This is a genomic window from Paenibacillus sp. JT22N15, from assembly GCF_059383755.1.
On record NZ_JBXENV010000009.1, the window covers coordinates 220865 to 236355 of the forward strand.

The 15491-nt window shown below is 43.3% G+C and carries 12 protein-coding genes; all 12 read left to right on the forward strand.

The genetic code is table 11. The features are described 5' to 3' along the window. Positions 1–351: 351 nt before the first annotated feature. The 12 genes from AC50X8_RS19290 (at position 352) to AC50X8_RS19345 (ending at position 15319) form a co-directional block, all read left to right on the forward strand. Complete coding sequence (locus AC50X8_RS19290) at positions 352–2100, forward strand: ABC transporter ATP-binding protein (RefSeq protein ID WP_056036552.1); 1749 nt, start codon at positions 352–354, stop codon at positions 2098–2100. Between the two features lie 45 nt (positions 2101–2145). Next, positions 2146–4167 carry an ABC transporter ATP-binding protein gene (locus AC50X8_RS19295; RefSeq protein WP_056036554.1) on the forward strand — a complete coding sequence of 674 codons (2022 nt, stop codon included), beginning with the start codon at positions 2146–2148 and terminating at the stop codon, positions 4165–4167. Positions 4168–4428: 261 nt separating this feature from the next. Continuing rightward, entirely contained in the window at positions 4429–5307 is an 879-nt protein-coding gene (locus AC50X8_RS19300) for a hypothetical protein (protein ID WP_494880958.1), read from the forward strand. A gap of 488 nt (positions 5308–5795) precedes the next feature. Beyond that, positions 5796–6299 carry a hypothetical protein gene (locus AC50X8_RS19305; protein WP_494880960.1) on the forward strand — a complete coding sequence of 168 codons (504 nt, stop codon included), beginning with the start codon at positions 5796–5798 and terminating at the stop codon, positions 6297–6299. After that, positions 6300–6734: a hypothetical protein gene (locus AC50X8_RS19310; RefSeq protein WP_494880962.1), complete on the forward strand. Its 435-nt coding sequence runs from the start codon at positions 6300–6302 to the stop codon at positions 6732–6734. Beyond that, positions 6731–7243, forward strand: a complete 513-nt coding sequence (locus AC50X8_RS19315; RefSeq protein WP_494880964.1) for a MauE/DoxX family redox-associated membrane protein — start codon at positions 6731–6733, stop codon at positions 7241–7243. Before AC50X8_RS19310 ends, AC50X8_RS19315 begins: the two co-directional genes overlap by 4 nt. Further along, the gene (locus AC50X8_RS19320) at positions 7230–7619 is read left to right on the forward strand and encodes a hypothetical protein (RefSeq protein WP_494880966.1); all 390 of its coding nucleotides are present in this window, start codon (positions 7230–7232) and stop codon (positions 7617–7619) included. Before AC50X8_RS19315 ends, AC50X8_RS19320 begins: the two co-directional genes overlap by 14 nt. A 24-nt stretch (positions 7620–7643) precedes the next feature. After that, entirely contained in the window at positions 7644–8048 is a 405-nt protein-coding gene (locus AC50X8_RS19325) for a hypothetical protein (protein ID WP_494880968.1), read from the forward strand. Further along, entirely contained in the window at positions 8038–9855 is a 1818-nt protein-coding gene (locus AC50X8_RS19330; protein ID WP_494880970.1) for an ABC transporter ATP-binding protein, read from the forward strand. The genes AC50X8_RS19325 and AC50X8_RS19330 overlap by 11 nt, the downstream gene beginning before the upstream one ends. 301 nt (positions 9856–10156) lie before the next feature. Then, the gene (locus AC50X8_RS19335) at positions 10157–11473 is read left to right on the forward strand and encodes an ABC transporter substrate-binding protein (protein ID WP_494880972.1); all 1317 of its coding nucleotides are present in this window, start codon (positions 10157–10159) and stop codon (positions 11471–11473) included. 199 nt (positions 11474–11672) lie between these two features. Next, the gene (locus AC50X8_RS19340) at positions 11673–12146 is read left to right on the forward strand and encodes a MarR family winged helix-turn-helix transcriptional regulator (RefSeq protein ID WP_494880974.1); all 474 of its coding nucleotides are present in this window, start codon (positions 11673–11675) and stop codon (positions 12144–12146) included. Continuing rightward, entirely contained in the window at positions 12143–15319 is a 3177-nt protein-coding gene (locus AC50X8_RS19345; protein ID WP_494880979.1) for an MMPL family transporter, read from the forward strand. Before AC50X8_RS19340 ends, AC50X8_RS19345 begins: the two co-directional genes overlap by 4 nt. Positions 15320–15491: the final 172 nt, after the last annotated feature.

A 15491-nucleotide genomic window follows, 5' to 3' on the forward strand; every position in this document is an offset into this window, starting at 1 on the left:
CATTTACAAGCGGTGATAAAGTGGCAGAAGATTAAACAAATGGAAAGGAGGATTATGTCTCATGCGTAAATTTACTGTACATCTAGGAAAGAAATTTGATTTTGTAAATATGAATTTAATGAGCGTAATCCATCCGTGCGTTAATTCTCTTTGATGAATAAGGGAGCTTTCCCATAAATCAAAGGCGTATGGTTGCGTTCGATGCAGCCGTGCGCCTTTTTCAATGCTTTTCGACCCGCCAGAGGTCGGTGATGCATGTGAAGGAAGCGTATCGTGTAACCGATGCGTTTCCTTTTTTTTATGGGAAAAATAAACGTTTGGATGGATATGGGGAGGTATCAAAGCAGCGCTATGTTTATCGTACTTAAGAAGCTTGGATGGTTTTTCAAAATGGATTGGAAGCGCTACGCGATAGCGGGCGTGCTGCTGATTTTGGTTGGCGTACTGGATATTATTCCGCCTTGGATGACGGGCTATGCCATCGATGGCATTTCGCAAGGCTCACTTGCTGACAAAGAGTTTTATTTCATCATTGGCGGCTGGATTGCCATTACCATTGTAGGCTACATCATGTCCTATATTTGGTTTTATCAATTGTTTGGCGGCTCGTTCCTTCTGGAGCGCATTATGCGTTCCCAGCTGATGAAGCATTTTATGAAAATGTCGCCGACCTTCTTTGAGCGCAATCGTACTGGCGATTTGATGGCTCGGGCAACGAACGATTTGAAGGCGGTGTCGAACACAGCGGGCTTCGGCATATTGACGCTCATTGACTCGACCTTCTTTATGGTGACCATTCTCGCGGTTATGATCGCTACAATCAGCTTCAAGCTGACGCTGGCTGCGCTGCTGCCACTGCCGCTTATGGCACTGGCGATGAGCTATTTCGGCGGCAAAATCCACCACCGCTTCATGGAAGCGCAGGATTCCTTCGGCGAGCTGAATGACCAGGTGCTGGAGGCGGTGTCTGGCGTGCGCGTCATTCGCGCCTTCGTACAGGAGGAAGCGAGCCAGCAGCAGTTCAGCCGCAAGACAGACGAAGTGTATGAGAAAAATATTGAGGTTGCCCGCATCGATGCGCTGTTCGAGCCAACGATGAAAATTCTCATCGGCCTCAGCTATTTAATCGGTCTATGCTATGGCGGCTACATGGTGTTCAAGAGTGAAATTACGCTGGGCGAGCTGGTTTCGTTCAATATTTACTTGGGGATGCTCATCTGGCCGATGCTTGCGATCGGAGAATTGATTAACGTTATGCAGCGGGGCAATGCTTCGCTTGATCGGGTTAACGAATCACTGAACTATAAACCGGATGTAAAGGATGCTGCAGATTTAGTCGCAGTGGATGAGCCGGAGACGATTGCATTCCGTAAGGTGACGTTCCGCTATCCTTCGTCGAAGGTCGATAATTTGGTCAATGTTTCCTTCGCGATCCGCAAAGGCCAGACGCTGGGCATTGTTGGACGCACAGGCAGCGGCAAGACGACGCTGCTCAAGCAGCTTCTGAGGGAATATCCAATTGGCAGCGGAGAGATCTCCGTCTCGAATGTGCCCATCGACAAGCTGGAAATTCAGCGCTTGCTCGGCTGGATCGGCTATGTGCCGCAGCAGCCGGTGCTGTTCTCCCGTTCGATTCGCCACAATATTTGGTTCGGGAAGAAGGGTGAGGCCAGCGATGCGGATTTGCAGCGTGCGCTGGAGCGTGCTTCCTTTGCCAAGGATATTCAGTTTTTGCCGGATGGCTTGGAAACGATGGTCGGTGAGAAGGGAGTTGCCCTTTCAGGCGGGCAGAAGCAGCGTGTGAGTATTGCGCGTGCGCTTATCGCTGATCCGGAAATTCTAATGCTCGATGATGCGCTGTCTGCCGTAGACGGCAAGACGGAGGCGGAAATTATTGAGGGCATCCGCACAGAGCGTGCGGGCAAAACAACGCTCATTACGACGCACCGCTTGTCTGCGATTCAGCATGCGGATTGGATTATCGTGCTCGATGAAGGACGTATTGTGCAGGAAGGCACGCATGAGGAGCTGCTGCGAGCGGGCGGCTGGTACAGGGAGCAATATGATCGCCAGCAGCTGGAGTCGAGTATTGAGTCCTAATAAGCAACGGACGAAAAGTGAAGGAAATGGGGGGCGCTAGGGACAATGGGCTTAACAGGTAAACGATTGTTTCAATACGCCATGCTATATAAGAAGCCGATTATTGGAGCTCTTGTGCTGCTGCTGTTAGCGGTAACCGCAGAGCTCGCAGGACCGTTCATTGCCAAGCGCATGATCGACCAAAACATACTTGGCATTGAGAAGACATGGTATGAGACGGCGAAGCAGGACAGCTTCGCGGTTGAGCATAATGGAAAATGGTACAAACGCGTGGATCACCTGTCGGCTGGAGAGCCAAAGGGTGACAGTGTGCGAATATTGCAGTCGGGAAGAACGTTTTATTGGCTTGAAGGGCAGCTGCCCTTTGAGGATGGAAAGCGCAAGGTAGAGGGTGAGCAGATGACCTTCACGAGCAAAGCGACAGGAGAGGTGGTTGCTTTTCCTGTAACCGCATTGTCTGCAAAAGAGCTGTTCGCCTTCTACAAGCCAGAGACGCCTGGCATTATAAAGCTTGCGGCGCTTTATTGCGTGCTGCTGCTCATAGGCGGATTTTTGACTTATGGCCAAAGGCTGCTGCTGCAAACGTCAGCTAACAGCATCGTCCGCCGCATGCGTAATGATGTATTCGAGCATACGCAGCGGCTACCCGTCAATTATTACGATACACTGGCCGCAGGCCAAGTCGTATCACGGATTACGAATGACACCGAAGCGGTACGGGAGCTATATGTTTCGGTATTGGCGAACTTTTTCTCGGCCATCATTTATATGTCGGCGATTTATGTGGCATTGTTCCTGCTCGACTGGCGTCTGGCGTTGTTCGCGCTGCCGCTTGTGCCGCTGCTGCTCGTGTGGATCAAGGTATATCGCCGTTACGCGGCGTATTACAATAAGGTTATTCGAGCTAAGCTGAGCGAAATTAACGGCATGATCAATGAGGCCATTCAAGGAATGCCGATCATTCAAGCTTTCCGCCGCCAGAAAGAGATGATGGAGGAGTTTGATGAGCTGAATGATCATTATTTTAAATTTCAAAACAAGCTGCTTCATTTAAACTCCATCACCTCGCATAATATGGTTCAGGTCATCCGCAACATTATGTTTCTTGTGGTCATCTGGATGTTCTGGGGCAATTGGTTCGGCACAGTGCTGCTCGTCGGTACGCTGTATGCTTTTATAGATCTCATGAACCGGATGTTCCAGCCGATCGTCGGCGTGGTGAACCAGCTCTCCAATCTGGAGACGGCACGCGTATCGGCAGAGCGCGTCTTCAAGCTGATGGATGAAGAAGGCATTGATGTTGCAACGGGCAAAATCGAGCGCTACAAGGGCGAAGTGCAGTTCAAGGACGTCACCTTCGCCTATAAAAAAGAAGATTATGTGCTCAAGAAGATTTCCTTCGTTGCTCGTCAGGGCGAGACGGTAGCGCTTGTGGGGCATACCGGCTCTGGCAAAAGCTCGATTCTCAACCTGCTGTTCCGGTTCTATGACTTAAAACAAGGCAGCATCTTAATTGATGGCCGCGATGTACGGGAAATTCCGAAGCAGCAGCTGCGCCAGCATATGGGCATCGTGCTGCAGGACCCGTTCCTGTTCACGGGAACGATCGCGTCGAACGTCAGCCTAGGCAACCCGGAAATTAGCCGGGAGCGGGTAGAGCAGGCGCTGCGCGATGTAGGCGCCTACGAGATGTTTATGCAGTTCCCCGGCGGCATCGATGCGCCGGTTATCGAGAAGGGCAGCACGCTGTCTGCGGGACAGCGCCAGCTGATTTCTTTTGCAAGGGCGCTCGCGTATGACCCGGCGATTCTGATTTTGGATGAAGCGACTGCGAGCATCGATACCGAGACGGAAGCGATTATTCAGAAGGCGCTGGATGTGCTCAAAAAAGGGCGCACGACGTTCGTTATTGCCCATCGCCTATCGACGATTCGCCAGGCCGATCAAATTTTGGTGCTGGATCATGGCGAGATCGTTGAGCGGGGCAACCATGATCAATTGATGGAGCATAGCGGCAAATACTTCGCGATGTATCAATTGCAGCTGGGAGCGCCAGTAACGGCGTAGGGCTGAAAGCTTTATTTTCAGCAAGAGTAGGGAACAGGATCGTATAGAATGCAGGGCGGAGCTGATGAGGCTCCGTCTTTTTTTGTTGAAATATAAGAATTACTTTGCCGCCAGAGGACGGCTATAGCCGTTTACGCTTGGTTTTCTGAATAAATCCTCACGATTTTCAGGTAATATTCAGCTAGGTTTATAACTGAGCTAATAATGGATGCCTATGATAGGAAATGTAAGGCAAATTCAACTGAAAGGTGGAATACAGTCATGAAGGGTACGAAAACGATCGTCGCAAGCGCAATTGCATTATCGCTGGTGGTAGGCGGAGGTGCGCTGGCTATACCGGCCATCCATGCAGCTTCAACGGATACAAGCACGCAAAGCGCCGCGGATGGAAGCGGAGCAACGCGTGAGGCAGGCAAGCACAAGGGCGGATCTTTCGGCTTTGGACAGTGGAAAACGCAGCTTGCTGAATATTTGAAGCTTGATGAAGCGACGCTGGATACGCAGCTCAAAACGCAAACGCTTGCCGAGGTCGCCTCCGCTCAGGGCGTAGACCGCGAGACGCTGAAGGCCAAGCTGGTGGAATGGATGGATGCGGCGGCTGCTGCCCGCAAAGAAAAGCTTCAAAGTGAAGATCCAGACAAAGCGTCCGATGCGACAAAAGCAGACAAGCAGTGGGATAGCTCGGCAATAGCTGATAAAATATTAGATTCAAATGGCCAAGCTGGTCTTGGCGGTGAAGGCGGCCATCGTGGCGGTGGCAAAGGCGGATTCGGCAAAGGCGGCTTCGCAAGCGAGGAAACGGCTGCCGTTCTTGGCGTGACGGTCGATGAGCTGAAAACGGAACTGAAAGCTGGAAAATCGCTCGCTGACGTCGCAGCTGCAAAAGGCGTTGATGTGCAGAAGGTCATTGATCAGAAAGTCAGCGAAGAAACAGCTAGACTGGATCAAGCACTGGCTGATGGCAAGCTGACACAGGAGCAATATGATGCGAAAATCGCTGAGCTGACCGCGCGTGTCACCCAGTTCGTAAACGGCGAGTTCAAGAAGCCGGAAGGCGACGAAGCGGGACATCAAGGCAAGCATGGGAAGCGTGATGCCGCAGCTGAATCTGCGGAAGCAGCTACTTCCATGAGCGAGTAGACGGCTTAATAAGACATACAGTATAGGGTAAAACTTGAGAGTTAAATAAAGGCTGCGTGAAGGTTCATAACAGAACCTTTACGCAGCCTATTTGTAATGAGGGATAGAAATTTTTTTTGAGTAAGTATTCTAGTTCCGGGTAAATGCTGAGGTGATATTTCCAAACAAGAATGGTGAAGTAGTATTTTCCTTGATTTTGAAGCGTATTCTCAAATGTAATAAAACAAAATCTAACAATTTATATTTTTCAAATACCTACTCCTTATGGGCAAATAAGTTCCGATTCAGATCATATTAGTAGCTTTCAAAAGAGCACACATCTCTTTGAAGGATAAAATCCGCCGTTATTCGACAAAAAAACAGAAAAATATACAAAATAATACTATATAACTATATGGAATATGATGGTATGATTGAACAGGATGGATTTTTCTTAATTTCCAAAATTAAGTACTGTTAATAATTTTAAATTAAAAAAGGTGGATATAATGATTAATGTTGATAGTTCCAATAGTTCTCACCGAAAATTTTTGAAAGAGCCAAATAACTTTGATCTTAATATCGGTGATTATGCAACTAATTTGCTAATTGATTCTGAAAAAAATGTTTATCTCTTTGATCTCATTAAAGATAAAAAACATATGATGGCGGTTTTCTTTAATACAGAATGTTCGACATGTGAACTAGCAATGGAGACATTAAAATCATACGCTATAAAAAAGCCGTATCTTAATATAGTTGCCTTTATCCACACTTCCTCAGACATATTTAGTTTGTTATGTGACTACTTCTCTTCAACTTTGAATTTGTATCATATACCAAAAAAGGTTATGAATGAAGGAATGAGAATCTATTCATTTCCTAAAGCTTTTACTCTAAATGAAGTTGGCCAAGTTCTAAGTCTTGAAGTTTGTGGGGAAGAGTTTATTTATGATATTCTCGTTCTTCCTTTAAGGAAGATACTCCAAGGTAATGAGGAGGGGCGCATTTAAATGAAGAGTCTAAGCGAAATTTTAAAACTGGCAAGAAATGAACATGATAAGCAAAATGAAAATAAAACCAAAGAAATTATCTCATTTTCAGAAGCCTATGAACTTCCTTTTGATAAGGCGAAAAAATCCTTATTTCTTGTTTTATCATTGAGTTGCGCACACTGCATAGAGTTAATACCTGAACTATCTATTTTTAACAATGTTGACGGGTTTTATCTTATTACAGATGGTGATGAAGAAGATAATCATGAAATAAAAAAAGAATTTGAGTATGAATTTACTTTGTACTCATTTAAAAAACCTCTGGATCGAGTAAATGTATTTAAAACTCCTACAAGTCTTCTTGTTAATGAAGAAGGTAATATTATAGAAAATAGCTTCACACCGAGTGTGTTTGATATTTCGATCTTTCATAGTAAAAGAGAAAAGATATGATATTTCTATTTTTCATTAATTTGATTTTTGGATTTATATTTTCAATGTCGATTTACGCCAAATTAACTGATATAAAAAATATACGAGAAGAAGTAAGAACTCTAAAATTAGTGCCTATACCAATTACGAATTTAAGTGTCAATGTTCTGATAGGAATAGAAATTCTCTTAGTAATCAGCTTTTTATTTAATATATTAAATCCGTGGAAAGAATTATTTTCTATAGTATTGCTTTTATTTTTTTCTTATACATTATTATTAAAGCGGAAAATAACAGAAGTTTCAGAATGTTCTTGTTTTGGAGAAAGTAGCTTTTTGAATAAGAGACCGTTACTGAGGAATATGTTCTTAATAGTTTTATGCATTGTAAGTCTTATATTGCCTTTGAGAGTTTCTCCTTTCCAAAGTTACATAAGTGTTCTTCTAGTCATAATTTATATTTTGAGTATTACCCTTGTGAAGAAAATTGATAATTTTAATAATACGAGGAAAATACATGACAATATTTAATTTTTTATTATATATTTTAATTTTTATAATGATAATATTGTTTATTTTTATAGTTATATTTATGGTATTGCAAATGAAAATTGAAAAGAGAATTTTTGAGAAAATATCTAAGGAATTTAATCAAGATTTTGTGGTGTTATTAGATTATAGGGATCCGAAATATAAGGAAGTAGATAAATATCTAACTGAAATACACCGCCAAACAAATGTGATTATTTTTATTTCTTCTTCGTGGCTTTTTAAATTAAAAAGGAAGACATGGCTTTCAAAAAACGTTGTTTTTATCGATTCCGGTTTATTGAAAAAAAGAGCGAATTTTAAGATGCTATCGCGGACAGAACAAGGAGATATTCGTTCGATAAAATGGTATAGATAACTACAAGAGGGACAGGGGAATAGAATGCACATTAAAGGTAGTTTGTTAGTGGCAGAGAGGATTCAGTTTGATTCGTTTATTAACGGTCATTCCGCAAAAAATATACTAAATATTATGGAAGTTAAGTTATTTCCAAGTGCAGTCGTGACAGATGTATTAATTAAATTTTTATTGCCCATTCATAGTTTCAATGCTGAAGCATATGTAGAGGTTTATGCGCCTGATGGAGTTATTGTATTCTATAGTAAATTAATAGAAATTAAAAACTATAGGTTTGTAAATGCTTCTCCAGGTATGGATGCGTGTTTTAATGCGAGGTTTGCTGCTACGGAAGAAGGTATTTATGTATATAAGTTAATTATTGAAGAGAAAATGGTTTCCGAGTATCCCATTTTTATTTTTCAGAGTAGGTTACATAATGACGATTAAAAGGTTTATTGATTTTCTTCAACTTTATGTGTTTATCTTTAAAATCATTCAGAAGGGTTCTCGTTATAGATTTATTATATATATTTGTATTTCAATTATAGAAGCTTTTATCCCAGTGCTGCAGGTCTACGTATTAAAAGTATTAACAGATACGATTGTACTTTTTTTAAGTGAAGGACAGTCTTTAGTCAATACTATTTTATTAATATTTGTGCAATTAGCTCTCTTTATATCAAGTTTTCTACTCATGAATTTAAAAGGCCTAATAAAAACGAGACTTACACAATTTTCAAACTATAATATGGACTATTTAGTGGTTAATAAACTTAATAGGTTACCTTTGATATTTTTTGAGGACACAGAAAATCATAATCTAATAGAGCGAGTTGCAAGTGGTATGGGAGGGAAATCCATATCTAGTTTTATTTCAATTATAGAGATTGTTAAATGTTCAATTATGATTTCAGGGTATATTTTACTTTTATTTAAGCTGCATTGGTCACTTTCTTTTTTGCTTTTATTTCTTTTAATACCATCAATATACACAAACATAGGGATATCAAAGAGTCAGTATTTACAAAGTCAATCGCAAACTCATGGTATTAGAAGAAGTAATTATCTCTTTAGTTTATTCAGCAATAGAGTTGTGCAAAAGGAATTAAAAATTTTTAGTCATGGTAAATATCTGTTAGGAATATGGAAGCAATTTTTTTGGAAAACAGCGAATGAGCAGTACGAGCTTGAAAAGCGAGGGGTAAAAAAGCAAAGCTATAATGTGATATTTAATCAAATAGTAAATGTGCTTTTTATGATCTGTCTTATTTGGTTTGGGAGAAATATCATGACGATTGGGGATTATGTAGCCTATTCACAAATACTTCCTCTCGGTATAGGGTGCCTTCAACTTATATCTGGTGCAGTGGGAAGTCTGTTAAATCAGAGTCTATTTTTGACAGATTGTAAATCATTTTTGGAGCAGCAGGAACACAGTTCTGGATCGAGTCAATTAAAACTTGAAAGTAAATTGACTAAGGGAATTGCTTTTAATAACGTTTCTTTTAGATATCCTAATAGTGATAAATATACTCTAAACAATATTTCCTTTACTATATCACCTGGAGAAATGATAGCAATAGTAGGAGAGAATGGTTCTGGTAAGAGTACACTTGTGAAATGTTTAGCAGGCTTATATACTCCGCAGGATGGCGAAATATTTTACGATGGAATAGATCTAAAAAAAATCCCCCATTCAGAATTATTTGAGAAAATTTCAATTCTTTTTCAAGATTATTTTAAGTATGACTTATCAATTGAGGAAAATATAGGTTTGACAAATGTGGTTACTGAACATCAAATGCTACGATTTAAATTGGCCGTTGAGCAGTCTGATCTAAATTATTTAATAAATAATTTACCTGAAAAAGAAAAAACGCATTTAGGTCCAACGTTAGACAATGGTATTGAATTGTCTGGGGGGCAGTGGCAAAGAGTTGCATTGAGCAGAACTTTATTTAAAGGAGCAGAAATAATTATAATGGATGAGCCAACCGCAGCGATTGATCCAATTGCGGAAGTTAACCTACTAAATCGTTTTAAGGATATTTGCATCGATAAAACTTCTATTATTGTAACACATAGGTTGTCAAGTTGTTTGTATGCAGACAAAATTATCGTACTTAAGAATGGTGAGATAGTAGAAATGGGTACTCATCATCAGTTAGTATCTGATAATAATTTGTATTCAAAGATGTTTAATTCTCAAGCGAATAATTATATTAACGCAGAAGAGGAAAATAAAGTATCTTGATGCATAGCAGATAACCGAAAGGGGGTGAGAGTATGACTATTTGTGGATCTAAAGAAGAATGTACGAGTAATCCTTGTAACGGTAGAACGCAAAAATATCGACACGATTATGCATGTAGCCCAGTAAGAAGAGATACAGTAACTTGTTCGACATTTGGTTACGCGTGTGATGGTGTTTGTTCAACTTGCAATACTTATGTAAGTTCTACCTATCTTTCATGTTGCTAGTATAAAAGGTCACTTCGGTGGCCTTTTCATTTCTTTTATGTCGTTTACGGGATAAAAAAGCGAGGGATCTATAAATGAAAAAATATAATTTAATATGGATTGTATTATTATTTTTGGCAGGTTGTCAAACTGCAAATAAAGGGCCTCAAGAAGAGCAATCCTTAAAGGTGCTTGCCTTTAATAGTCAAGCTTTTAACCAGACCTATGGAAACTTTTTCTTGGCAACACATCCAAACTACACATTAAATGTTGTGTCGATAATGGAGAGGCTTGAAAATAATAAAAATATAACAGATACCATTCAAGAGTTGATCACCACCGAAAATCCGGATGTAATAGCAATTGATATGGACTCTTATGCCATTCTTTCTGATCAAGATGAGCTATCCACTTTGGAAGGTTTTGTTCAAAAAGATAAATTTGATCTTACAACGTATACCCCTGCAGTGATTGATTTTCTAACCGATGATCAAAATCAGTTGCATGGACTTTCAGCAGCTTTTACAGGAAAAGCGTTATACTACAACAAAAAGCTCTTTGATCAAAATGGCGTCGCTTATCCGAATGATCAAATAACGTGGGATGATGTTTTTGAATTGGCACAGCGATTCCGAGGCGAAGATGGTCAAGAAGATCGCCAGATGGGTTTATATTATAAAAGCATATCTACACCTTTTATGATGGCGCTAACCATTGGTGAAAGCAGTGGGTTATCCTTTTATAATCAGAATACCTTTACATTGAGCTCCCCTTCGTGGGAGAAAATATTTGACGGGGTCACGAAGTGCTTCAAGAATCAGGTTTGCTATGATGGAAGTCAAAGCATAAGCAGCAACTCAACGGTAATTAGTGAAATGGAGAAACAGACCTACCCTTTCCTTGTAGGCAATATTGCGATGGCAATCGATGAATCGACTATGTATCAGACATTAATGAAGAATAAAAATGCTGATAATCAGTTCGAATGGGGGGTTGTACCCTTTCCAGCTAGTCTAGAGAACCCTGGCATGGGGAATGGAATATACATGAATACGATTTTTTCCATACCTAAAAACTCCAATAAAGTTGATCAGGCATGGGAACTTATAAAATATATTGCCAGCAACGATTATGGGAAGATTCTTCCTCAAATCAATGTTACAGAGCTGCCCGCTAGGGTTATTAGGGAAGAACAGGATGAAAACATAGCGGCATTTTATAAGCTTACTCGTGTAAATAACACATTAATTAATCAATTTCGCGAACTTCCACTTCCACTAATATCTAAATTGGATGAAATTGCACCCACATATATGTCTGACATTGTCGCTAGTGACATAAGCGTTCAGGATGCTTTAAAAGCATTTGAAGAAGAACTGAATGTGTCATTAAAACAGGCGAATGGTAAATGAGGCTTTTGAATAAATGAGGATTGATAGTAGCAGTGTTTAAATCTCCCGGAAGTGTCGGGAGATTTTTGTGTTTAAAATGAATGAAAATGATAAAAGGGGTGCTTGACGCTTGCGGGCGGTTTTTGATATAGTTCTATCAGTGAACTATTTCATTATCGAATATTTTATAGGGAAAGCATAAATGGAAAGGAGAAAGCAGATGGTAGAGCGAAAACTTATGCTGGACATTATTGCGCGCTATGAGGCGACCTATTTTGCCGTCAATCGTCAAATAAACAGCTTGTTCCGGGAAGCGATGCCGGAGGGGCTTACGGTCGAACAATATTCGGTGCTTCGTTATTTGCGGAAGCAGGGGAAGACGAACTCTTCCGAGCTTGCGGATACATTTTGCGTAGGACGAAGCTCCATTACGGCACTTACGACACGTTTATTCGATAAACAGCTCATTGAACGGCAGCAGGACCCAAAGGACAGGCGAGTTACGTATTTAATGCTAACGCCAGCGGGCAAGCAGTTGACCGATCAATCCGAAATAAAAATTCAAGAAATGCTGGCCTTGCATATTCAGCATTTTGATGAACAGGAAGCACTGCAGTTTATTACTACCTATGAGAAGCTGGCTAAAGTTATGTCTGGCACGTACGGGATAGAAGGAGGAGAAACAGAGCAATGAAGACGGTAATAAAGCTAAGATGGGTACTCATGCTCGTATGGCTGCTTGTCACAGTCGGATTAATGGTGAGCGCGCCGAATATGGAAGCACTCGTTCGTGAAAAAGGGCAAGTAGCTGTCCCGCAAGGGTATTCTTCCACGATTGCCGAGAAAATGATCGAGGAGATTGGCGGCAAGGATGCGGGCAATGGCTCTTCGACCGTGCTTGTGTTCCATGATCCAGATGGCTTGTCCGATGCGGACTTGGCTGCGGCCAAGCAAGGCGTGGAAAAGCTGAAGGCCGGGAAGGAACAATATCATATCACGTCGATTACGACGCATTTTGATACGGAAGAGCTTAAGAAGCAAATGCTGTCCGAGGATGGCAAGACGCTGCTTGTGCTTGTGAAGGTGGATACCTCAAGTGGCGATTTGTCCGGTATAAGAGAGGGACTATACGGCGCCGTTGCGGATGTGCCATTGACGCACTACTATACAGGCGGCTGGATTATCGGTGACGATGTCGCATCCAGCGCGCAAGAGGGCTTGAAGAAGACGGAGTTTATAACCGTTGGCTTTATTTTGATTATTTTGTTCCTCGTATTCCGTTCGGCCGTGGCGCCGATTGTACCTTTGCTGACGGTGGGCTTTACCTATTTGCTGTCCCAATCCATCGTTGCCTTTCTTGTAGAATATTTTGATTTTCCGCTTTCGAATTTTACGCAAATTTTCCTCGTTGCTGTCTTATTCGGGATCGGTACGGATTATTGCATTTTGCTGATCAGCCGCTTTAAGGAAGAACTGGCGCATCGGGGCGGAGATATTCAGGAATCGATTTTGGCAACCTATAAGACAGCGGGCAAAACGGTATTGTTTTCTGGCCTTGCGGTATTTGTCGGTTTTGCCTCTATTGGCTTTTCGACCTTCGTGCTGTACCGCTCGGCGGTTGCGGTAGCGATCGGCATTGCGATTTTGCTGATTGCGTTGTTTACGATCGTTCCGTTCTTTATGTCGGTGCTTGGCGCCAAGCTGTTCTGGCCGTCGAAAGGCTCGCTTGAGCATAAGGAGAGCGGGCTCTGGGGAGCGGTTGGCAGCTTCTCGCTGCGCAAGCCGCTTTGGGCGCTCGTTGTCGTTATCGTTCTGACGGTTCCTTTTCTAGTGGCGTACAAAGGCAATGTTTCCTTTAACTCGCTCGATGAAATTGGCGACAAATACGATTCGGTGAAAGCTTTTAACCTCATTTCGGAAAGCTTCGGGCCTGGTGAATCGCTGCCTTCGACGGTTGTGGTGAAAACAGCTGTACCGATGGATACAACGGATGGGCTGGCTACCATTGAACAAATTACCCGTGAGCTTTCGAAGGTGGAAGGCGTGGCGCTTGTTCGCAGTGCGACTCGCCCAACAGGCGAAGAGCTTGACGATCTCATGGTATCTGATCAAGTGGGCACGCTGAAGGACGGCCTCGACAAAGGCGAGGAAGGCCTTGGAAAAATAAGCAGTGGCCTTGCAGAAGCGAGCACCAAGCTGAGCGAAAATGAGCCAAAGCTTAATGAAGCAGCGGAAGGCGCAGGCAAGCTTGCTGCGGGAACGAAGGATTTGAAAAGCGGCATTGTACAGCTAGGAGATGGCTTGAAACGCATTCAGCAAGGGCTGAATGATGGCTCTGCTGGAGCAGGTGAGCTTGCTGAAGGCTTGAAGCAGGCGAAAACGAGCGCCGACCAACTGGCAGCAGCCAGCAAAGAGCTGTTGGCGAATTATGAAAAGCTGGAAGCAGGCGTAGGCCAGCTATCACAAGCCTACGGCGGCATTGCGGCTGGGCAGCAGCAGCTGGCAGGAGGGCTCGCTGATCTTCACAAAGGCATCAGCGGCTTGGGTCAGAAGTATCCTGAGCTGGCAGCCGATGCTGATTATGCGCAGGTGCTAGGCGCAGCTTCCCAGATGGAACAGACGGCGACAGTGCTCAGTGAGCAATTGACGCAAATGAATGGACAGCTGGGCGGCATTACAGATGGCCTGAAGCAGGCGAACGGGGGACTTTCCCAAGCTTCAGCTGGCCAAGGCGAGCTTGCGAAAGGCTTGGAGAAGCTGGCACAAGGCATTTCCCAGCTTCAGCAGGGTATTGCTCAGGCCGCGGCTGGCCAAGGCCAAATTGTAACGAAGGTTCCTGACATAACGAAGGGTGCTGACCAGCTGGCAAGCGGGCAATCCGATTTGCAAGCAGGCTTTGCCGATTTGAACGGTCAGCTCAGCCAGCTGACGGACGGACTTGATCAAAGCGTGGATGGCATCACGCAGGTAAGCGATGGTCTTGGGTCGGCGAAAAGCTATTTGAGCGAGCTCGGCTCCTCGCCAAACAAGCAGATGACGGGCTGGTTTATTCCAGAGGAAGCGATTGAGAAGCCGGAATTTCAGCAGGCTCTTGATGTTTATATGTCCGAAGATCGGATGAGCGCTAAATTCGATGTTATTTTTAGCGGCAACCCGTATGATATGGCGACAATGGCGAAAATCGAAGATTTGAATGCCGCAGTTGGTCGTGCGCTGCAAGGCACAGCTTATGCGCAGGCTGATTATGCGGTAGGTGGAGTGACGAGCTCCAACCATGATTTGAACAATATTTCGAATGAGGACTACTCTCGTACGATGATGCTGATGCTGGTCGGCATTACGATCATTCTGATTTTGTTGTTCCGCTCCATTGTTATGCCGCTTTATTTGATGGCATCGCTTTTGTTGACCTTCTATACGTCAATGGCGATAACAGAAGTGATTTTCGTTCGCTTGCTCGGCAACTCGGGCATCAGCTGGGCGGTTCCGTTCTTCGGTTTCGTTATGCTGGTTGCGCTGGGCATCGACTATAGCATTTTCCTAATGGACCGTTTCCGGGAATATCGCGATCTTTCGCCGACCCAGGCGATTTTGAAAGCGATGAAGAGCATGGGCGGCGTCATTATGTCGGCTGCGATTATTCTGGGTGGTACCTTTGCGGCGATGCTGCCTTCAGGTGTAATGTCCTTGCTGCAAATCGCGACACTCGTATTATGCGGATTGTTCATGTACGCGCTCATTATGCTGCCGCTGTTCATTCCAGTCATGGTGCGCATGTTTGGCAAAGCCAACTACTGGCCGTTTATGAATGAGAGCGAGCACGAGGCTCGTTATTCAACGACGAAGGATATTTCGCATCATTCCTAAGATTAAGATATGAACCATTCACTAAGCCTTCTTATCCACTGGATAAGGAGGCTTTTTGTGTATGGGCGGCAGTGAAATTGCTATTTTGGCAGATGCAGCGGGCGGCTCCTCGTTCAGAATGCGTTCAGAGGCAATTGGTATAATTAGGGCGATAATAATTGGATTTGGATAG